The sequence below is a fragment of the Mesorhizobium sp. M2A.F.Ca.ET.042.01.1.1 genome, assembly GCF_003997405.1.
GTDB lineage: Bacteria > Pseudomonadota > Alphaproteobacteria > Rhizobiales > Rhizobiaceae > Mesorhizobium.
The window spans coordinates 1-20191 of sequence record NZ_RZRX01000008.1 but is presented as its reverse complement, the minus strand read 5'-3'; the positions used below and the strand labels follow the sequence as shown (position 1 = coordinate 20191).

The 20191-nt window shown below is 64.5% G+C and carries 22 protein-coding genes and 1 tRNA gene; 6 read left to right on the top strand and 17 right to left on the bottom strand.

Translation table 11 applies throughout. From position 1 onward, the window contains the following. Position 1: 1 nt before the first annotated feature. The 4 genes from ugpC to EOA23_RS02555 all read right to left on the bottom strand — a co-directional run bounded on the left by ugpC (position 2) and on the right by EOA23_RS02555 (position 4306). Positions 2-1099 (bottom strand): sn-glycerol-3-phosphate ABC transporter ATP-binding protein UgpC, encoded by a 1098-nt coding sequence (gene ugpC, locus EOA23_RS02570; RefSeq protein WP_127302796.1) that lies wholly within the window; start codon positions 1097-1099, stop codon positions 2-4. 5 nt (positions 1100-1104) lie between these two features. Further along, positions 1105-1971, bottom strand: a complete 867-nt coding sequence (locus tag EOA23_RS02565) for a carbohydrate ABC transporter permease (RefSeq protein WP_127302795.1) — start codon at positions 1969-1971, stop codon at positions 1105-1107. A 2-nt stretch (positions 1972-1973) separates the two neighbouring features. After that, positions 1974-2870, bottom strand: a complete 897-nt coding sequence (locus tag EOA23_RS02560; protein WP_127302794.1) for a sugar ABC transporter permease — start codon at positions 2868-2870, stop codon at positions 1974-1976. Between the two features lie 119 nt (positions 2871-2989). Further along, positions 2990-4306 (bottom strand): sugar ABC transporter substrate-binding protein, encoded by a 1317-nt coding sequence (locus EOA23_RS02555; protein WP_127302793.1) that lies wholly within the window; start codon positions 4304-4306, stop codon positions 2990-2992. A 167-nt stretch (positions 4307-4473) separates the two neighbouring features. On the opposite strand from EOA23_RS02555, the gene EOA23_RS02550 reads away from it, so the two are divergent. Then, positions 4474-5262 carry an IclR family transcriptional regulator gene (locus tag EOA23_RS02550; RefSeq protein ID WP_127302792.1) on the top strand — a complete coding sequence of 263 codons (789 nt, stop codon included), beginning with the start codon at positions 4474-4476 and terminating at the stop codon, positions 5260-5262. A gap of 65 nt (positions 5263-5327) precedes the next feature. Beyond that, positions 5328-6167 carry an amidohydrolase gene (locus tag EOA23_RS02545; RefSeq protein ID WP_127302791.1) on the top strand — a complete coding sequence of 280 codons (840 nt, stop codon included), beginning with the start codon at positions 5328-5330 and terminating at the stop codon, positions 6165-6167. Between the two features lie 356 nt (positions 6168-6523). On the opposite strand, the gene EOA23_RS02540 is transcribed toward EOA23_RS02545, so the two are convergent. Genes EOA23_RS02540 through EOA23_RS02505 form a run of 8 tightly spaced genes read right to left on the bottom strand, consistent with a single transcriptional unit; the run spans position 6524 to position 14029 of the window. Beyond that, on the bottom strand, positions 6524-7489 hold the full coding sequence (locus EOA23_RS02540; RefSeq protein WP_189341477.1) for an ABC transporter permease: 966 nt from the start codon (positions 7487-7489) through the stop codon (positions 6524-6526). Between the two features lie 5 nt (positions 7490-7494). After that, positions 7495-8436 carry an ABC transporter permease gene (locus EOA23_RS02535; RefSeq protein ID WP_127302790.1) on the bottom strand — a complete coding sequence of 314 codons (942 nt, stop codon included), beginning with the start codon at positions 8434-8436 and terminating at the stop codon, positions 7495-7497. Then, complete coding sequence (locus tag EOA23_RS02530) at positions 8433-9170, bottom strand: ATP-binding cassette domain-containing protein (protein WP_127302789.1); 738 nt, start codon at positions 9168-9170, stop codon at positions 8433-8435. Before EOA23_RS02530 ends, EOA23_RS02535 begins: the two co-directional genes overlap by 4 nt. Continuing rightward, positions 9163-9900 carry an ATP-binding cassette domain-containing protein gene (locus tag EOA23_RS02525; RefSeq protein ID WP_127302788.1) on the bottom strand — a complete coding sequence of 246 codons (738 nt, stop codon included), beginning with the start codon at positions 9898-9900 and terminating at the stop codon, positions 9163-9165. Before EOA23_RS02525 ends, EOA23_RS02530 begins: the two co-directional genes overlap by 8 nt. A gap of 55 nt (positions 9901-9955) precedes the next feature. Continuing rightward, positions 9956-11140 (bottom strand): substrate-binding domain-containing protein, encoded by a 1185-nt coding sequence (locus EOA23_RS02520; protein ID WP_127302787.1) that lies wholly within the window; start codon positions 11138-11140, stop codon positions 9956-9958. A gap of 25 nt (positions 11141-11165) precedes the next feature. Next, positions 11166-12317: an extracellular solute-binding protein gene (locus tag EOA23_RS02515; RefSeq protein WP_127302786.1), complete on the bottom strand. Its 1152-nt coding sequence runs from the start codon at positions 12315-12317 to the stop codon at positions 11166-11168. Continuing rightward, positions 12314-13474, bottom strand: coding sequence for a CaiB/BaiF CoA-transferase family protein (locus tag EOA23_RS02510; RefSeq protein WP_127302785.1), 1161 nt, complete (start codon positions 13472-13474; stop codon positions 12314-12316). Before EOA23_RS02510 ends, EOA23_RS02515 begins: the two co-directional genes overlap by 4 nt. A gap of 3 nt (positions 13475-13477) precedes the next feature. Next, positions 13478-14029, bottom strand: coding sequence for a MaoC family dehydratase (locus tag EOA23_RS02505; RefSeq protein WP_127302784.1), 552 nt, complete (start codon positions 14027-14029; stop codon positions 13478-13480). Positions 14030-14290: 261 nt separating this feature from the next. Between EOA23_RS02505 and EOA23_RS02500 the strand changes: the two genes are divergently transcribed. Further along, positions 14291-15403, top strand: coding sequence for a lactonase family protein (locus EOA23_RS02500; protein ID WP_127302783.1), 1113 nt, complete (start codon positions 14291-14293; stop codon positions 15401-15403). Positions 15404-15416: 13 nt separating this feature from the next. Here EOA23_RS02500 and EOA23_RS02495 read toward each other — a convergent pair whose 3' ends face one another. The 3 genes from EOA23_RS02495 to EOA23_RS02490 all read right to left on the bottom strand — a co-directional run bounded on the left by EOA23_RS02495 (position 15417) and on the right by EOA23_RS02490 (position 16707). After that, positions 15417-15773, bottom strand: a complete 357-nt coding sequence (locus EOA23_RS02495) for a hypothetical protein (protein WP_245456240.1) — start codon at positions 15771-15773, stop codon at positions 15417-15419. A 453-nt stretch (positions 15774-16226) separates the two neighbouring features. After that, a complete protein-coding gene (locus EOA23_RS36855; protein ID WP_281058740.1) occupies positions 16227-16352 on the bottom strand; it encodes a hypothetical protein in 126 nt (41 codons plus the stop codon). Positions 16353-16449: 97 nt separating this feature from the next. Next, positions 16450-16707 (bottom strand): hypothetical protein, encoded by a 258-nt coding sequence (locus EOA23_RS02490; RefSeq protein ID WP_127302782.1) that lies wholly within the window; start codon positions 16705-16707, stop codon positions 16450-16452. Between EOA23_RS02490 and EOA23_RS02485 the strand changes: the two genes are divergently transcribed. Beyond that, complete coding sequence (locus EOA23_RS02485; protein WP_127302781.1) at positions 16697-17155, top strand: YbhB/YbcL family Raf kinase inhibitor-like protein; 459 nt, start codon at positions 16697-16699, stop codon at positions 17153-17155. The genes EOA23_RS02490 and EOA23_RS02485 overlap by 11 nt on opposite strands. Before the next feature lie 62 nt (positions 17156-17217). Further along, a complete protein-coding gene (locus EOA23_RS02480) occupies positions 17218-17718 on the top strand; it encodes a DUF6496 domain-containing protein (protein ID WP_127302780.1) in 501 nt (166 codons plus the stop codon). Positions 17719-17823: 105 nt separating this feature from the next. On the opposite strand, the gene EOA23_RS02475 is transcribed toward EOA23_RS02480, so the two are convergent. Next, positions 17824-17899, bottom strand: a tRNA-Ala gene (locus EOA23_RS02475). Between the two features lie 177 nt (positions 17900-18076). Next, a complete protein-coding gene (locus EOA23_RS02470; protein ID WP_042645159.1) occupies positions 18077-18472 on the bottom strand; it encodes a TIGR02300 family protein in 396 nt (131 codons plus the stop codon). A 194-nt stretch (positions 18473-18666) separates the two neighbouring features. Here EOA23_RS02470 and aroA point away from each other — a divergent pair, with 194 nt between their 5' ends. After that, positions 18667-20025 (top strand): 3-phosphoshikimate 1-carboxyvinyltransferase, encoded by a 1359-nt coding sequence (gene aroA, locus EOA23_RS02465; protein ID WP_127302779.1) that lies wholly within the window; start codon positions 18667-18669, stop codon positions 20023-20025. Positions 20026-20191 lie beyond the last annotated feature (166 nt).

Below are 20191 nucleotides of genomic sequence, written 5' to 3'. Positions count from 1 at the left end.
CTCAGCTCCTAAGCGACTTGCCGGTTTCGGCGGAAAACAGATGCGCGCGGCTGAGATCGAAGCTCATGCCGATCCTGTCGCCGGCTTTCAGCGGCTTGGGATTGAGCATGCGCGAGACCCAGTCGGCGCCGTTGAACTCGGCGAAGACCAATGTTTCGTTGCCGAGCGGCTCGGTGATGCTGACCGGCAGATCCACCCGGTGGACTTCGGTTTCGCCGCCCGAGCTCAGGCCGTGGCCGGTGGGATAGAAATCATCCGGGCGGATGCCGAACACTACCTTGTCGCCGGCCGCTGTCTTCGATTTGAACTGTCCGGGCAGCGGCAGGCTGTCGCCGCCGCTGAAGACCAGCCGCCCGTCGCTGACGGTCGCCTCGTGCAAATTCATCGGCGGCGAGCCGATGAAGCCGGCGACGAAACGGGTGGCGGGACGGCTGAACACCTCGTCCGGCGTGCCGACTTGCTCGATATGGCCGGAGCGCATGATGACGATGCGGTCGGCAAGCGTCATCGCCTCGACCTGGTCATGGGTGACGTAAATCACCGTCGACTTCACCTTGGCATGCAGCTTCTTGATCTCGGTGCGCATCTGCGTGCGCAGCTTGGCGTCGAGGTTGGAGAGCGGCTCATCGAACAGGAAGACATCCGGATCGCGCACGATGGCGCGGCCCATGGCGACGCGCTGGCGCTGACCGCCGGAGAGCTGCGAAGGCCTACGGTCAAGCAGTTCGTCCAGGCCGAGGATGGCGGAGGCTTCCGCCACACGGCGGTCCATGTCGTCCTTGGCGGCGCCCGCGATCTTCAGCGAGAAGCCGAGATTCTCGCGCACCGTCATATGCGGGTAGAGCGCGTAGGACTGGAACACCATCGAGATGTTGCGCGAGCGCGGCGGCAAGTCGTTGACCACGCGGCCGCCGATGTCGATGTTGCCGCCGCTGATGTCCTCGAGGCCTGCGATCATGCGCAAGGTCGTCGATTTGCCACAGCCCGACGGGCCGACCAGCGCGATGAACTCGCGGTCGGCGATGTCGAGATCGATGCCATGCACGATCTCCATGTTGCCGTAACGCTTGGTGAGCTTTTTCAGCGAAACCGTTGCCATGAAGTTCAACCTTTCACCGCGCCGGAGGTGAGGCCGCCGACGAGGTGTTTCTGGACGATGTAGGTGAGGGTCAGCGCCGGGATGATCATCACCACGGCCAGCGCGCACATGCCGCGCCAGTCGATGGTGAACTCGGCCGTGTAGTCGAGCAGCCCGACGGGCAGCGTCTTGGAGTTGACGGAACGGGTCAGCTGCGAGGCCAGCGCGAATTCATTCCAGCAGGTGAGGAAAGCGAAGATGGCGGCCGAGGCGATGCCGGGACGCGCCAGCGGGAATTCGACCTGCCAGAAGGCCTGCCAGCGCGTGCAGCCGTCGATCTGGGCTGCTTCGGCGAGGTCCTTCGGCACCTGGCGGAAAAAACCGTCGATCAGCCAGATGGTGAAGGGGATGTTCAGCGCCACATAAGCGAGGATCATGCCGAAATGCGTGTCGATGATGCCGAGCCGCGCATAGACGAAGAAGAGCGGCAGCGACATGGCGATGCCGGGCACGGTACGGGTCAGCATCAGGCCGAGGAACATGCCCGACTTGCCGCGGAAGCGATAGCGCGCGAAGGCGTAGCCGCCGGCCATGCCGATGGCGACCGCGATCACCGTCGAGGTGACCGAGATGATCAGCGAGTTGCGGAAATAGTCGAGCACCGGAATGCCGCCTTTGCCGATGCCGCTGAACATGGCGACATAGGCATCGAAGGACAGCTCTTGCGGGATCCAGACCGGCGGCTTGGCCATGATCTCGACCGTGGGCCTGAGCGACGACAGCACGATCCAGATGCCCGGCAGGCAGATCAGCAGCATGGCCATGAACAGGCCGACACGATGCGCGACGGTCAGCGCGCGGCGGATCAGGCGGGCGGAGGCGTTCTCGTCCATCGTCACCACTCCGCACCGATCTGCGCGCGCGCCGCGGCGAGCTTGTTGTAGAAATAGACGGTGAAGGCGATCGACAGCAGGATCGAGAAATAGGCCATGGCGTTGGCCAGCCCCATGCGCGCATCGCTGTAGGCGGTGCGCCCGACCAGCGTCCACAACAGCTCGGTGCGACCGGCCGGGCCGCCATCGGTCATGATCTTGACGATGTCATAGGCGCGCGCGACATCGAGCGAGCGGATCGTCATGGCGATATAGGCGAAGGGCATGACGAAGGGCCAGGTCACATAGCGGAAGGTCTGCCAAGGCGTGCAGCCGTCGACGCGGGCCGCCTCGATCGGCTCCTTGGGCATGGCGAGCAGACCGGCCAGGATCAGGATGGCGAAGATCGAGGTCGACGACCAGACTTCCGCTATGGTGATGGCGGTGAAGGCGAGGTGGCTTTCGATCAGCCACGGGATGGCGTCCTGGGTGATGCCCAGCGACTGCAGCGCGTTGTTCACCAGGCCGATATTGTCGTTGAACATGAATTTGAACTGGAAGCCGACCAGGATCGGCGAGAACATCATCGGGAACATCATCAGCGTGCGCAGGATGCGCTGGCCGCGCGTCGCCTTCTCGACCAGCATGGCCAGGCCGAGGCCGAGCAGCATTTCAAGATTGAGCGCGATGGTGAGCAAGAGAACGGTGCGACCGAAGGCCCACCAGAAGTCCGGGTTGATCAAGATCGAGACATAGTTCCGGAAGCCGATCAGCACGAAGAAGGTCTCGGGCCGAGTCAGGCGGAAGGGCGTGAAGCTGGAATAGAGCGACAAAAGCAGCGGCACGAGCACAACGGCCGCCAGCACGACGAAAGCCGGCAGCAGCAGAAGAATCGGCGCGGATGGCTTCAAGCCCTTCATCGGGATCCTGTCAGCGAGGTGATGTGATCCAGCCCCGGCCGAAACCGAGGATGGCCATTTTGCGAGGCTACGCGGCCGCCTCCCCGGTTTGCGGGGAGGCGGCTGCGGGATGCGGCTGCCTAGAGCTTGCCTGCGTCCTGGAGGATTTGCGTTGCCTTGGCGGCAGCGTCGTCGAGCGCCTGCTTCGACGTCTTGTCGCCGAGGATGGCGGCCTGCAGCTCGGGATAGACGGCGTTGGATATCTCGATCCATTCCGGCGTCTGCGGCACCGCGAAGGCGTTCTTGGCGGCTTCCTGGAAAGCCTGCAGCACTTCGGTCTTGTACGGATCGGACTTCGCCTGCTCGAGATCCCATTCCCAAACCTTGGTTCGGGTGGGCAGCGGGCCGGCCGCGGCTTCCAGCTTCTGGCTGTCCTCATTGGTCAGCCACCAGACCAGCGAAGCGGCGGCTTCCTTGTTGGCGCAGTTCTCGGTCACCGAGAAGCCATGCGCGCCGGACCAGCCGGAACGCTTGCCGGACGAGCCCTTGGGCTGGACCTTGACGCCGACATTGCCGGCGACCTTGGACGATTTGGGGTCATTGAAGAAACCGGCCCAGCCCGGCCAGTCGAGGTTGATCGCCACGGTGCCCGAAGCAAAACCCTGTCCGAGATCGTCCCACAGATAGTTGGTGGTGCCGGCCGGAACCGCCTTGGCCTTGTAGAGGTTGACGAACCAGTCGAGCGCCTTGACGCCGGCCTCGGAGTTGAACGCCGGCTTGCCGTCCTTATCGAGATATTCGCCGCCATCGGCGACCACCATCTCGTAGAAGCGGCCGTTGATCGCCTCTTCCTTGCCGGCATATTGCGTGCCGTAGAAGTCAGGCGGGCTGGCGAAGAATTCGGCCTGCTGCGCCATCTCGTCGAACGTGTCCGGCGGAGCAAGCTCCTCGCCGTACTTGTCCTTGTAGGCCTTCTTCTTGGCTTCGTCCTGGTAGAGGCTCTTCTGATAGTAGAGCGCCGAGACGTCGAACTGGGCGCGCGGCAGCATGACCAGCTTGCCGTCCAGCGTGCCGGCGGCGATGTTGGCCGGCACGAAGGCGTCGAGCTCTTCCTTCGGCAGCAGCTTGGCGAGATCGGTGTAGATGCCCGGATATTGCGGCGCGAACGAGGTGTGGTTGGAGCCGACGCACCAGGTGATCGAGTTGGAGGCAATGTCCGACTTGATCTCCTTGTCGAGGTCGAAGTGGTTCTTCTTCGACAGGATGTTGACCTTGGCGCCGGTCAGCTTCTCCCATTCGGGAATGCGCTCGTAGAGCTTCTCATATTGCTGACCGCCAATCAGCTTCGCGTCGATCGTCACGCCCGGAAACTTACCGGGCAGATCGGCTGAAAACGCCGTGCCGCTCAGCAGCAAGCCGGCCAGGCCGGCGGAAACGCCTAGAAGCAGTCTCGTCATGTTCTCTCCTCCCACGAGCTCGCGGCGACGGCCGGCCGGATGCGCAGCCGATCGCTTAAGCTTCATTCATATGCAAATAGCATTTTCATTGCCGGGTCAAGACGAATGTGCTTTCAGCGGAACGAACTTCATGCATATATGCAGATCGAAATTCACTGGAGGGGCAGGTGGCCGACGAAGAAGACGGGGACCGCTACCGCGCGCCGGCGCTGGACAAGGGGCTGGACATCCTCGAGCTGCTGGCGAGCGTGGACGGCGGCCTGACCCAGGCGGAGATCGCCAAGCGGCTCGACCGCAGCCCGAACGAGTTCTACCGCATGCTCGACCGCCTGGTGCGGCGCGGCTATGTCACCAAGATCGACGGCGATCGCTATTCGCTGACGCTCAAGCTTTTCGGGCTGGCGCAATTGCACGCGCCGGTGCGGCGGCTGGTTTCCTACGCGACGCCGATCATGCGCGATTTGGCCGAAACCTCATGGCAGGCCAACCAATTGGTGGTGTTCGACCGCGGCGCCGCCGTGGTTATCGCCCAGCAGGAAGCGCCGCGCTACTGGGGCATCTCGATCCGGGTCGGCTCGCATATCAGCCTGTTCGACACCGGCTCCGGCCATGTGCTGCTTGCCTTCCGCTCGCCGGAAGAGCGCAAGATGATGATCGCCGAGCATCTGCAGAGCACCGAACAACTCAATTTGACACCCGAGTTCTTCGCCCGCCTCGACCAGGTGCGCGACCGCGGCTACGAGATGATGGCATCGCTGCAGACCGCCGGCGTCTACAACCTTTCGACGCCGGTGCTCGGACCCGACGGCAGAGCCATCGCGGCGCTGACCATTCCCTACATCACCCTCGTCAACGCCCCTGCGGCGCCGGATATCACGCTGACGATTCGGCACCTGCAGGACGCCGCCGCAAGGTTGTCGCAGCTCGCTGGGTCGGATGTGCCGCAATCGTCGTAATTTCTTATTTGAATAATGGATTTTTAGGCGGGATATTGTCTGGCGCAAAGGGAGGAGACGCCGCCATGATCATCGACACGCATCTGCACCTCATCGACCAGAGCGCGCTGCGCTACCCGTGGCTGGCCGGCGTGCCGGCGCTGAACCGCGACTTTTCCTATGAGGAATATGCTGCCGACGCGCGGCGCTCGGGCATCGAAGGCGTCCTGCACATGGAGGTCGATGTCGATCCCGCCGACATTGCCGCCGAGACGGCTTATGTGAAGTCGCTCGCCGGTCGGGCCGGGAGCCTGCTTCGCGGAGCGATCGCCGCCTGCCGGCCGGAGGAGGCCGGTTTCGAGGCCTATCTGGAGACGGTCAAGGCCGAGCCGTTCGTCAAGGGTTTCCGCCGCGTGCTGCATGTCGTGCCCGACGATGTCTCGGAAGGGGCGCTGTTTCGCCAGAACATCAAGCGGCTGGCCGGCACCGGCCTGACCTTCGACCTGGTGGTGCTGCCGCATCAGATCCCGAAGGCGATGGCGCTTGCCGATCTCGCGCCCGACGTCCAGTTCAACCTCGACCATTGCGGCGTGCCCGACATCAAGGGCAATGCCGAGCATCCGTGGCGCGAGCATATGGAAGCGATCGCCAGGCGCCCCAACGTCACGGCCAAGATCTCCGGCGTCGTCGCCTATGCCGATCCGGCGACCTGGACGGTCGATACGCTCCGGCCGTATGTCGAGCACACGATAGGCTCGTTCGGCTGGGACCGGGTGATCTGGGGCAGCGACTGGCCGGTCTGCACGCTGGGCGGCGGGCTGACCACCTGGATCGCCGCCACACACGCGCTGCTGGCCGGCGCGAGCGAGTCGGAGCGGACGCGCCTGCTTTCGGGCAATGCGCGCCGGCTGTGGCGGCTTGGCTAGGCTAGTGCGGTTCGCCGTTTCCCGGAAACGGCGAACCGCACTATTTCCGTTCATTTGCGTGAAATCAGCGCAAACGCCGGGGATTGCTTGAAGCCACCCCAACCTCGTCATTCTATGGCGGAGCAAGGAGCGAAGCGACGCGGCGCAGACCATAGAATCCATGCCGTGACTTGGAAGCGCCGCCACGGTGCAGGATTTTGCTCCGTTGCGCGCCTTGGCGAAGGTAACGGCATGGATTCCAGGGTCTTCGCGACGGAGCTTCGCTCCTGCTCCGCCCTGGAATGACGATCGCGATGGGCGTTTCGGCCAATCTCCAACCGGCCAAAATCCCTGTGCAGTGCTATTAGCAGCTGCACCTAGATCGTCGTCCGCACGTGGCGCTCGCGGCCGTAGAGCGAGACCAGAAGCAGGATGACCAGGCCAAGCGCGGCCTGCACCGTCGATGGGCGGAAGCCGAGGCCGATCAGCAGCGTGTTGATTTCAGTCAGCACCAGGACGCCGGCAATGGTGCCGAGATAGCTGCCGCGGCCGCCGACAAGTGCTGCGCCGCCGACCACGACGGCGGCGATCGTCTGGAACAGATAGGGTTGGCCGACGTCGCCATAGGCTGAGCCGGTGAAGCCGAGCAAAAGCACGCCGGCGACAGCCGCAAAGAAGGCGCTCGCGGCATAGGTGACGATCCACATGCGCAGCGGGTCGATCAGCGCCAGGGGCGCGGCCTCCGGGTTGCTGCCGACCGCATAGAGCCGGCGCCCATAGGCCGTACGGGCGAGCACCAGCTCGATCAGCGCCGTCAGCGCCACGAGGCAAGGCACCAGCAAGGGCACAGGCAAGGGCCCGACCGAGCCGCCGATCGAGACGAAGCTGGACACGGCTTCCGGTGCCGAGCCGGAGGGGAAGCCGCCGGTCCACAACAGCACTGCGCCCTGGACAACCATGCCGATGCCTAGCGTGACGATGAGCGGATGAATGTTGAGCCCGCGCGAGATCAGCCCGTTCAGCACGCCGATCGCTATCGCAAGAACACCGACGAGACCGCAGACCAGGGCGAAGTTCCAGCCCTGACCGTAAAGCTGCGCCGCCACGACATTGGCGAAGCCGATGACGAAGGGGATGGAAAGATCGATGCCGCCCAGGATGACGACCAGCGTCTGGCCGATCGAAGCGACCGCCAGCAGCGAGGCGATGACCAGCAGCGCGCGGATGGCGAAGGGCGCCGAATAGCCGGGAATGAGCAGCGAGCCGACGAACTGCAGCAGCAGCGCCATCGCGAAGGCGCCGGCGATGCGGGCGTTAGTGGACTGGAACCAGTTGCTTGTCATCCCGATCAGCCTTTCCGCCTCGACAGCCGTTCCTGCACCGCCGTCAGCACCACGGCGATAACGAGGATCAGGCCATAGGCGATCTGCAGCACATAGGTTGAAACGTTGAAGGTGGTGAGCAGGCTCTGCAGCAGGAAGATGTCTATGGCGCCGATCGCGGCGCCGCCGAGACCGCCGCGCCCGCCGGCAAGGCTGACGCCGCCGAGCGCCACCGCGGCAATCGCGATCAGCGTGTAGGTCGGGCCGATATTGGGGTCGGCCGAGCCGATCAGCGAGGTGAGCATCAGCCCGGCGGCGGCGGCAAAGAGCCCGGTCAGGACATAGGCGATGAGGCGCACCCTGGTCACCGGCACGCCGGCTGTATAGGCGGCGCGGTCGTCGCTGCCGACGGCCATCAGCAGGTCGTAATAGGGTGTGCGGCGCACCAGGAACCAGCACAAGCCGATCAGCGCCAGCGGCACGATCGAGAGCGGCCCGGCCATGGCCTTCAGCCAGTCCGGCGCTGGACCGATCGGCGCCGGCAGGATGGTGAGCGTGACGCCGGTGAGGATCAGATAGGTGCCGAGCGTCGCCACGATCGGCTGGATGCGGACGATCGTCGCAAGCACGCCGTTCGCGGCGCCAACTGTCGCCCCGACCAACAGCGCTGCCGGTAAGACGATCCATGGCGAAGAGATGCCGAGATTGAGGAACAGGACCTGGATGACCAGGGCGTTGACGAAGCCCATCAGCGGGCCGACGGAGATGTCGATGCCGCCGCGTCCCGCCAGGATCACCGGCGCCGAGGCGACGGCCGCGCCGATCAGAGGGGCGGCCAGCCCGAGCAGCGTGCCCCAGGACGAAGGCTGAAAGCGCGCCGGATTGAGCGCGACGTTGAGGACCAGGAGCACGACGAGCATCACCACGGCAAAGCCGACGCCGCGCAATTTGCGAAGGACCGGGCTCATGCGGCGCGTCCGAACATGGCGGCGATCACCGCGTCTGTGGTCATTTCCGAGCCCGAGAACTCGGCCGACACGCGCTGCTCGCGAAATACCAGCACGCGGTGGCACAGAAGCAATATCTCCTCAATCTCGCTGGACAGGATCACCAGCGCCATGCCCTCGGCGGCAAGGCCTCGAAAGACGTCGTAGAGCACGTGCCGGGTCGCCACGTCGACGCCGCGCGTTGGGTCGTTGAGCAGAAGGAAGTTCGGCTCCAGCGCAAGGGCGCGGGCGAGAAGCACCTTCTGCTGGTTGCCGCCGGAAAGCGTGGTTATGGCCGCATCGGGACGCGACGCCACGATGCCAAGCCTTTGCCTGTACGTCTCGTAGCGACGGAGTCGCGCCGCGAAGCTCAAGAGGCCGAAGCGACGATCGCTCGACACGGTGGAGATGGCGAAATTATCGAGCACCGACTGGGCCGGGAAAATGCCGGTCGAACGGCGGTCGCGCGGCAGATAGGCAATGCCGCCGGCGACGGCCTTGCGGAAGCTGGTGATCGAGCCAGCCTTACCGTCGACGGCGATCTCGCCCGCGATCGGACGCTCGAGCCCAGCCAGCGCGCGCAAGAAACGTTCCTGGCCGTGACCGTCGAGCCCGGCAAGACCAACGATCTCGCCCGGCGCGATGGTCTGGCTGATCGGATCGACACCGGGCGCGATGACCAGCCCCCGCACGCGAAGCGCCGTTGTCTCAGCCATGCGCCAGCTCCGCTGCCGTTTGCGGTGCCATCGCGGTCAGAAGCTCGGCCGGGGTCGATGCGCCGCGCTCCTCGGTCTTCACGACGCGGCCGGCGCGCAGGATGGATATGCGGTCGGACAAAGCCATCACTTCGTCCATGCGGTGCGTGATGAACAGGATCAGCGTGCCCGCGCCGGCGATGGCGCGCATCAGCGAAAAGACCGACTCGCGGTCGGCGAAGTCGAGCGCCGCCGTCACCTCGTCGAGGATCAGGACACGCGGGTTGCGGATGACCGCGCGGGCGAGCACCACAAGCTGCCTAGCGGCAAGCGGCAGCTCGCCGCACGGCCGGTCGAGATCGATCGGCGTCACCGCGAAGCGGGCAAGCGCGGCCTGCGCCCGGGCTCGACGCTCGCCGCGCGGCACGCCTCGTCGCCACAGGCCGTCGAGACCGAGAAGGATGTTGTCGGTCACCGAACGTTCAGGCGCGACCAGCACCTCCTGGAACACGGTGGCGAAGCCGGCGGCCTGGAAGGCGGCGGGCTGCGCGCCGGAAAACGCCCTGCCATCGAGCAGGATCGCGCCGCCATCCGGCTGCACGATGCCGGACAGCAGCTTCACCAGCGTGCTCTTGCCCGAGCCGTTCTCGCCCAGGATCGTATGGATCGTGCCGGGACGGAAGGCGATCGACGCCTCCGCCAGCGCGACGGTTTCGCCATAGCGCTTTGAAACGCCTTGGACCTCGAGCATTTTTCTTCCCGGAAAGAGAAGCCGGCTCCTCAAGAAGAACCGGCTTCATAAAACATCACTTGGCGCAGGCGTCCGGCACCTTGGAATAATCCCAGCCCTTGGTCGGCGCGGGATTGGCGAAATAGGCGTCGAGCACGTCCTCCGGCATCGGGTCGGTCGGCGGTACGGGGAAGACCGACACGGCATCCGGCGTCATGCAGTCCTTGTACCATTTGTCGAGCTCGGCGGCGTGCACGGGCGGGATCGGGATCAGCAGCGTGTTGAGCTTCGGCTTCTGGCCATCGAGCATGCGCTCGCCGACACGGAACAAAGTCTGCGCCGTCCAGCCCGGCAGCACGGCATGGCCCTCGAAGCGATACTTGTCGGGATTGGCTTTCCAGTAGCCGAGCGCATCGCCGGTGATCGAGCCGGTGATCAGCGGCGCCGGCCGGCCGGCTTCGGCAAAAGCTTCGGCGACGACGCGGCTTTCGCTGCCGGTCGTCCACACCGCGTCGATCGGCGCCGGATTGGTGGCAATCGCCTGCAGCACCACCGTCTTGGTGACGTTGGCCGTCCAGTTGCCGTTGACGGTGCGCGCGACCTTGAGCCCCTTGTTCTCGGACAGCGCCTTGTCGGCGCCCTGCTTCTCCTGGACCACGATCGGATGACCGGCGATGCCTTCGACCACCAGCACGCTGGCGTCGGGCTTCGCCTTGCCGATCGCCGTCATCATGTCGTAGCCCCAGCGGGCATAGTTGGAATCGACATTGATGGCGTTGGGGCTGGTGATCGAACCTGCCGCCGTGATGAAGGGAATGCCCGCCTTGGCCGCCGCATCGACAGCGTCGTCGAGCGCCGTTGCCGAGCCCGGGATCGAGGTGATGATCGAGCATTTCTTGTCGATGAAGGCGCGGATCTGGTTGATCTGCTGGCTCGGGTCGTTGTTCGAATCCGACACTTCGAAGCTCGACACCGTGCCGTCGGCGATGAGGCCGTCGACCAGTCGCTTCAGCTCCTTGGTGACCGAGACGCGCCACGGATTGCCCTGGTAGCTCTCCGAATGGCACCACTTCCAGGGCTTCGCCGGCGGCGTGAAATTATCCCAGGCCGAGGGCAGCACTTTCTGCGGCGCGCCGTCATATTGCGCCTTGAGGTCGGCGGGCAGGCCGTCGATCACCGACTTCACGTCAGCGGCATGGGCGGCGAACGGGATCGAGACTAAGGCGGTTGCGGCGAGCAGGCCGCGTATCAGGCTGGTCATTTTTTCCTCCCTTGGTGCAGTGAAACTAGCCGGCGGCGGCCGGCGCGAAACTCTCCCGGAACAGGCGATTGATGTCGGCGACGACCCGGCCCGCGTCCTGTCTGCCTGCAAGGCCTTCATTGATGCGGTCGGAGGCCTGCTGCTGGAACGCCATGTAGCCGTCATGGCGCGGGCGGACCCAGGCGCCTTCGAGCGTCGCCCTTGTGTCGCGATAGAAATTGCCAGTCGCAGCGTTGACGACGTCATCCTCCCAGGCCGCGGCATGGCCTGGCTGGCCGCCGGCGGCGGCATAAGGCCCGCGCTGCACGTCGCCGCTGGCGATCCAATAAGCGAAGTCGATCGACGCCTCGCGTTGGGCGGAAAAGGCGGAGACGGCAATGCCGGTGCCGCCGAGCGCCGAGCCGACCGGGCCGTTGCCGCCGACGACCGGCATGTCGGCAAAGGCGATGCGATGCGGCCGGAAACCCGCCGCCGCATAGGAAACATAGCCATAGATCAGCGGCGCGCAGGCGATGCGCGAGCCGGGCTCGGCCATTTTCTCGAAAACCGCGATCGGGTCCATCGTCAGGCATGCGGGATCGACGAGCGCCGCGATCTCGCTCAGCATCTCAAAGGCAGTTTCGCCGGTTTCGCCATCGACGAGGTCAAGCGAGCCGTCGATCGTGCAGGGCCGGCCGAGTTCGGCGGCCAAAGTGTAGAAGCACATCAGCGAATGCGGCGGCCTGAGCGGCAAGAGAACGCGGCCCTGCTCGGCAAGCGCCAGCACTTCGGTCCAGATCACCGGCGCGGCTTCGATCAAGTCCGGCCGCCAGGCCTGCACCTGGGTGGCGGCGTCGATCGGAAAAGCCCATTGCCGCCCTTGCCAATTGTAGCTCGGATAGGATTTGCCGACACTTCCCTCGGCGAGCGCTGCACGTTCCGCCTCGCGTCCGGCCACATCGAGCGGCGCCAGGCACTTTTCGGCGGTGATCTGGCCGACATGCGGATGGTCGATGACGATCAGATCATAGGCGCGGGCGAGCTCTTCCACCGGAAAGGACTCGAAATCCTGCAGCGAGCGTTTCTCCCATTCGATCGAGACGCCGGTCTTTTCCCGCCATAGCGCGGAGCACGCCACCATCGGGTCGTAGCCGCGCGGATGGCTCCAGGTCATGCCTTTCAGAACAACACCGCTCACAGGCCGAACTCCGCGCGGATCTTCTCGCTGTTCTCGCCGATGCGCGGAGCGGCACGATCCACCTTTGCGCGGGCGCCGTCGACGCGCAGCGGCGAACGCGTGGTGAGGATCGAGACATTGTCCTCGCGCGTCACGGTCTGCAGCATGTCGAGCGCCTTGAAGCCGTCGTTTTCCATCAGCTCCGGCCAGGTCAGCACCTTGGCGCACCAGATGTCGGCGGGCTCGAGAATGGCCAGCCACTCGTCGGTGGTTTTTTCGGCGATGCGCCTGGCGATGATGGCCTTGATCTCGTCGCGGGCGGTGAACCAGGTCGCGGGCTTGTCGCGGAACGGGTCGAGCTCGGGCAAGTCGAGCAGATCGGCAATCTTCGGGATCGGCGTCATGGCGATCGCCAGGTAACCGTCCTTGGCCGGATAGACGCCGTAAGGCGCCGAGAGGTAGGCATGGGCGCTGCGAAAGGACGAGCGCTTCGGCAGGCGGCGGCCGTCGTTGAGATGCGTGGTCAGCACCTCGAACTGGAAATCGACCAGCGCCTCGAGCAGGCTGGTCTCGACATGGCCGCCCTCGCCGCTGATGCCGCGCCGCACCAGTTTGGCGAGGATGCCTTGCGCGCAGGCCGCGCCCGCCAGCATGTCGGCGATCGCCAGCCCGAACGGCACCGGCCCCTGCTCCTCGTCGCCGTTCAGCCACATCACGCCGGAGCGCGCCTGTGCGAGCAGATCCTGCCCCGGGCGCTTCACCCAGGGGCCGTCCTCGCCATAGCCGCTGATCGAGGCGTAGACGAGCCGCGGGTTGATAGTGCTGACATGCTCGTAATCGAGGCCGAGCCGCTCGATGACGCCCGGCCGGAAGTTCTGGATCAGCACGTCGGCCTTGGCGATCAGGCCGCGCAGCGCGGCGAGGTCGGCCTCATTCTTGAGGTCGATGGCCAGGCTCTCCTTGCCGCGGTTGATGGCGTGGAAGATGGTGGAATCGCCGCCGATCTCGGTGTCGCTGAGATAGAGCCGGCGCGAAAGATCCCCGCCATCCGGCCGCTCGATCTTGATGACGCGCGCGCCGAGGTCGAGCAGGCGCAGCGAACAATAAGGCCCCGACAGGAACTGGCTCATGTCGACGACCACGAGGCCGGTCAGCGGAAGTTCAGCGTCAGCGGCCACGGTTCACTTCTCGGTCTTGCCGACGAAATCGGCCGGGTTCTTGTATTTCACCGTCTGCAGATGCTCGCAGTAGAGCACGAGCTCTCCTTCACCCTTGAAGACTTCATAGCTGGCGCGGATCAGGCCCATGTCGTGATAGCGCGGCTTTTTGTCGAGGTTGGTGCGGATCGAATAAATGGTGTCGCCGATGAAGACCGGCTTGATGAAGCGGAGCTTGTCATAGCCATAGGAAAAGGCGTTGACGCAGTTAGTGGCGACGAGGCCGAGTCCGGCGGAAAAGACGAAGGCGCCGGCCACCAGGCGCTTGCCGAAAATGCCTTCCCTTTCGGCGAACATCTGGTCCTGGACGTAAGGGTGGATATCCAGCACGAGCGCATTGAACATATGGCTTTCGCCCTCGGCGATGGTGCGACGGAGCGAGCGGATTTTGTGGCCGACCTGCCAGTCCTCGTAGAACCAGTTTTCCGAATTCCAGACGGGGATGTCGGCATGCGCCTCAGGCATGTCGGCCGGATGCGTCGAGGCGATGCCGACGGTCGGGGAGAACGCGCTCATGCCGTGCTCCGGGAGCTTTCGGCGCGGCCTGCAAGGCGGTTCCGGACACGATGCCGGATGGCGAGACGCATGATCGCTTTCCTCCCGTCAATTTTCTTTTGTGAATAATATTTTCACATATGGGATTGCCTTGCAAGCGACGATCGGCGAAATTTTTGCAAAGCCGGCACAGGCGGAGGAGCCGCCGGCATTGTTGTTTCGCAGGTTCTCTTCGCAAGACCGTAAGACACTTTTGCGGAACCTGCTTAGGGAGGAAGATCGATGCAAAGCGCCTGTCTTGTCTTTGTCGGCAGCCTCAACCGCGAGGCGCCCTATTTCCAGGGCGCGCGCGGCGTCGGCCTCGGCGTCTACGCCTTCGACGAGGCAACGCTTGCCGTTCAAAAAGTTGCCGAGACCAATGAGGTCGACAATCCGACCTTCCTGTCGGTGACGCCGGACGGGACGCTGATCTATGCCAATTCGGAAGTCTTCGCCTGGCGCGAGGGAACGGTCACGGCCTATCGCTTCGACCGCGCCACAAACTCGCTCGCCTATATCAACAAGCAGCCATCGCTCGGCAGCATCACCGCCCACAACACGATCACCCGCGACGGCAGCAAGCTTCTGGTCGCGAATTACGGCATGGGCAGCGGCGGCCCCGACAAGGCGGTCGCCGTGTTCGGCTTTACGGCCGATGGCGGCCTGACGGCGCCGCTGGCGAGCGTCGCGCATTCCGGCACCGGCCCGAATGCAGAGCGGCAGGAGCGCTCGCATGCGCACAGCGTCACCGAGACCATCCAGGGCGGCGTCGCCATCGTCGCCGATCTCGGCATCGACCAATTGGTCTCCTACCAGATCGAGCCGGGCGGCGCGCTGGTAAAGCTCGCGTCGTCGGCGCTCGCGCCCGGCGCAGGGCCGCGCCATGTCGCGCTGCATCCGAACGGCCGCTTCGTCTTCGTCATGAACGAGCTGGACTCGACGGTCGTGTCGCTGGCGTTTGATCCTGCTTCAGGCAGGCTTGAACTCATCGACACCAAGCCGGCGGTGCCCGGAGAGGCTCGCGCGCACAATCACTGCGCCGACATCCAGATCTCGCCCGACGGCCGCTTCCTCTACGGCTCCAACCGCGGTCACGACAGCGTCGCCATTTTTGCCGTCGATCAGCAATCGGGAAAGCTCCAAACGGTCGACTTCACGCCCTGCGGCGGCGCGACGCCCCGCAACCTGGCGCTGACGCCATCGGGCAAGCATCTGTTCTCGGCCAACCAGAATGCCGACCGCATCTCGATCTTCGCCCGCGACGAGGCGAGCGGCCGGCTCACCGACACCGGGCATGCCATCGAGATCGGAACGCCGATGTGCGTGCGGATCACGCGCGACACGTCTCGATCCTAGCGGTTGGCGTTGCTTACTGGCCGACTCGCGCGAACGAGCCGGTGTAAGTCTGGCCGGCGAGCGCGTAGGTGACGTTGAGCGTTCCCGGCGACGGCATTGTGGCGGTGATGTCGGCACCGTTCGGCAGGCGCCCGAGCTTCAAGGTACTGCCGACGATCCTGCCGGAGCCGTCGGCGACGCCCGGCTTGTTGTCGGCCAGATCGCCCCATGCGTAGCTGACCGTCACCTGTCCGCCCGAGGACACAGTCAGAACGGCCAGCTTGCCATCATACATGCCGTTCAGCTGCCCCGCCCATATGCCGGAGAAGGCGGCATATCTCGCCGGAACGCCCTTGGCGGGCGGAACGACCGCGACCGTCTGATCCAGCACCGCCGAATTCGGCAAGGCCGGAGCGGGCGCAGCGGCCGGAGCGGGTTGCGGGTCAGCAACAGGTTGCGAACCATCAACGGGCTGTGTGTCTGGAGTCGACTGGCAAGCGGCAAGCGCGGCCACAACCCCCAGCATCGGCAAGAGACTGCTTGATCGCGCAAGCAATCCGGATCGAACCCGTCCCTGTGCCAGTTTCCCACCCAAAACCGGAATTCTCATAGGCATCCCTCTGACAGGAAGCCACTTAGCCTAGTTGCCGCCGCCGGCATAGGGGTTTCCTCGGGCACTTTCCTTTGTACCCGGGCCAAACAATCGGGCGAGCAGGTCATCGCAGGGACGCCGTGGCCCAGCGGAGAATTCATCGCAGGAACGTCAAAGCCAGTTTAAATGTCAGGGCCAGTTCAAACGTCAGGACCATTTCAAGCGAACAGGCCCGCGAGACGGACACTCCATCTATTGAGACGGCGCGCCGCCGGGGAGCAGCAGAAAGCCCTGTTCGCCAGTCGAATACCACAATCCCAGATACAGCAACGCCAACAATATCGCGACGATAACCGCAATCCGGACCAGAACGCGCATGACGTTGTTACCTGTTGCGCCGACACCTTCCCGCTTCAATATACCGAAAATGCGGCCGGCAAAATCTTCGAGACCTGCGGTTCCGCGTCAACGGCTCTTATGCCGACCTGCCAACTCTTTCGCCGGATACGGCCTGCGTCGCTTCCGTCCGGGGTGGTTTTCCAAGAGGCGATAGCTCCACCTGCGAGCATTCATCGACCGCCGTCGGCGGGGCGTGATGCTGGAACTCCCGCCCGTACCCGGCGTTCCCAAGAAACCAGGAACGATTGCGCTCCACCGATCCGAGCAGAGATCGTTTGTCGATTTCCTTCGAGAAGAACGCGATAAGAGCAAGGAGTTTCAGCATGGCTTTCACGCTTGAGAGTCCAGCCTTTGAAACCGGGCAGACCATTCCCGAGCCCTATGTCCGCAACGGAGGCAACTTGTCTCCTCCCCTGCGATGGAAGAACGCGCCGGCCGGGACCAGGAGCTTCCTGCTTGTCGTCGAGGATCCCGACGCGCCGCGCGGCATGTTTCGCCATTGGGCGGTCTATGACATCCCCGCCGGGCGGGACAGCCTGCCGGAAGGCACTGCCGGGCCGGAGAGTTTCCGCCAAGGCGTGAACGACTTCGGCAACGCCCATTATGACGGTCCCCAGCCGCCGAAAGGTCATGGCGTCCATCACTATCACTTCCGCCTTTCAGCACTCGACGTGGAGACGCTGGAAACCGGCGGCGAAACGGGAATAGCCGATCTTGTGGCCCGTGCGAGGCCGCACATGATCGCCACAGCCGAGCTTGTCGGCACCTATGAAAGCCGCTGACGCGCGATCCCAAGCGGCCCGTCGGCGTTCGATCGTGCCCCGTTCGAACAAGGAGAAAAACAATGCCGGACAAGAAAACCATCGAAAAGGCGCGCAAGGACAAGCGCGAAGGCAAATCGGCAAGCACGCAGGCCGGTGAGTTCGTTCACGCGGAAATCGATAAAGTCCGCCAAGGCAAGCACGGCGCCCGCTCCACCAAGCAGGCGATCGCCATCGGCCTTTCGGAAGCGCGCCGCGCGGGCGTCGACCTGCCGCCGCCCAAAAAAGGCGACGTGAAGGAGACCACGCGCAAGAGCGCCCAATATGCCTACGAGGCAGGCCAGGGCGAACGCAAGCCGAAGCGCCAGCCGAAGGTCTCGAAGGCGGTGTCGAAGGTGCTCGAGGGCGAGCCGAAAAGCACCGCCTCCCGCAAGGCCCTGTCGCGGCAGGCCAAGAGCGCTGCATCCAGCCGCACGGCCGCAGAGCGGTCGGCTGCGGCCAGGAAAGCCGCGCAGACCAAAGGCGCCGCCGGACGATCAGCGGCTGCGCGCAAGGCAGCCAGAACCCGCGCCGAGCGCGGTTAGCCGCATTGCGTCCAAGCCGTCCCTACGGGCTCGGGCGCCGCGCAGACAAGCGTGAACAGGGGTGACGGTTTCTGCCGCCAAGAAATCTGCTCAGGAAGGACTGTTTGGTGGAGCCAATCGGAATCGAACCGACGACCTCTTGAATGCCATTCAAGCGCTCTCCCAACTGAGCTATGGCCCCACTCCCGGCAGTCAGCCGGCGCCGTTTCCGGCGAAGAGATCCGGCGCGGTTGGGAACCGCGCCGTCGTTTAGTGCTGGCGGCTTCTAGCGCCGCCTTCGGTCAAGATCAAGCCTCGAAAGACCGCTTTTTCGTCACAGGCGAAAATCGCCGGCAAACAATCGCGCCGAGGTCTTAAATCAGACCTCGTCCTCGTCATCGCCGACGCCGATCATGTCGGAGACGTCGTCGTCCTCTTCCTCTTCGTCGGCTAGGAAGGTGTCCTCGTCATCATCGCCGAGATCGACATCGTCCTCGTCATCGCCGAGATCGGGAAGATCGTCGCCGCCGCCCTTGGCCTCGTCATCGGCTTCCTCGAGCGAGACGACTTCGGCGCCTTCCTCCTCGTCGCCGTCCAGTTCCTTGTCGGCGACTTCCTCATCTTCCTCGACGGCGGAAATCTTGCCTTCGTCGAAATAGGAGCGCGGATAGCTCTTGCCGGTATAGGGCGAGACGATCGGGTCCTTGTTCAGATCGTAGAATTTCCGACCCGTTTCGGGGTCGACACGCTTGGTGCCAAGTTCAGCTTTTGCCACGTCAGGCCTCGTCAAAAAAAGAATGGTCCCCTTAACCGCAGTTTTCCGTGCTGTCAAAGCCAAAAGACATGTGCCCGAAACCCGCTTTTCAAAGGCTTGCGCCAAGGGGATGACCATTGCCGCGCGCCGTGATACGAGACCGCCGCATCATGACGAACCGGGCCGGCCAGCCGGCCTTTCATTTGGAAGACAAAATGTCTCATTCCGCCGCCGCTAAACCAGCCACGGCCCGCAAATCCCCTGCCCTTGCAGGCACCGCGCGCGTGCCGGGCGACAAGTCGATCTCGCACCGCTCCTTCATGTTCGGCGGCCTTGCCTCGGGCGAGACGCGCATCACCGGCCTGCTCGAAGGCGAGGACGTGATGCGCACCGGAGCCGCCATGAAGGCGATGGGCGCGCATATCGAGAAGAACGGCGCCGAGTGGGTGATCCGCGGCACCGGCAACGGCGCGCTGCTGCAACCGGAAGGGCCGCTCGATTTCGGCAATGCCGGCACCGGCTCGCGCCTCACCATGGGTCTCGTCGGCACCTATGACATGGAGACCACCTTCATCGGCGACGCCTCGCTGTCGGGCCGGCCGATGGGCCGCGTGCTCGACCCGCTGCGCCAGATGGGCGTGCAGGTGCTGAAGGCTGCGCCCGGCGACCGCATGCCAATCACGCTGCGCGGCCCGAAACATGCCGCGCCGATCACCTATCGCGTGCCGATGGCCTCGGCCCAGGTGAAGTCGGCGGTGCTGCTTGCCGGCCTGAACACGCCCGGCATCACCACGGTGATCGAGCCGGTGATGACGCGCGACCACACCGAAAAGATGCTCAAAGGCTTTGGCGCCAATCTGACCGTCGAGACCGATGAGCGCGGCGTGCGCCACATCTTCATCGAGGGTCAGGGCAAGCTCACCGGACAGACGATCGCCGTGCCCGGCGACCCTTCCTCGGCCGGCTTCCCGCTGGTCGCGGCGCTCATCGTGCCGGGCTCGGACATTGTCATCGAAAACGTGCTGATGAACCCGACGCGCACCGGCCTGCTTCTCACATTGCAGGAAATGGGCGGCCGGATCGATATCCTCAACCCACGCAATGCCGGCGGCGAGGACGTGGCGGATCTGCGGGTGCGCTATTCGGAATTGAAAGGCGTGGTGGTGCCGCCGGAGCGCGCGCCGTCGATGATCGACGAATATCCGGTGCTGGCGGTCGCGGCCAGCTTCGCCGAGGGCGAGACGCTGATGCAGGGGCTGGAGGAATTGCGGGTCAAGGAATCGGACCGGCTGGCGGCGGTCGCCACCGGGCTGAAGCTCAACGGCGTCGATTGCACCGAGGGCGAAGCTTCGCTTGCGGTTCGCGGCAGACCGGGCGGCAAGGGCTTGGGCGCGCACCCCAACGGACCGGACACCGCGGTGAAGACGCATCTCGACCACCGCATCGCCATGAGTTTCCTGGTGATGGGACTGGCGACGGAGAAGCCGGTGACGATCGACGACGCGAACATGATCGCGACGAGCTTTCCGGAATTCATGGGACTGATGAAGGGCCTGGGCGCGGAGATTGAGTGACGGCGATGGGTTGGAGCCGAACTAAGATGCTGGCGGGACAGCGCCCCCCTCTGTCCTGCCGGACATCTTCCCCACAAGGGGGGAGATCAGCTGTCGCATCGGCTTTCGCCAATCTACAATGCCTCAGGACCGGGCGGGGCGCCGAAGCTGCCAATCTCCCCCGAAG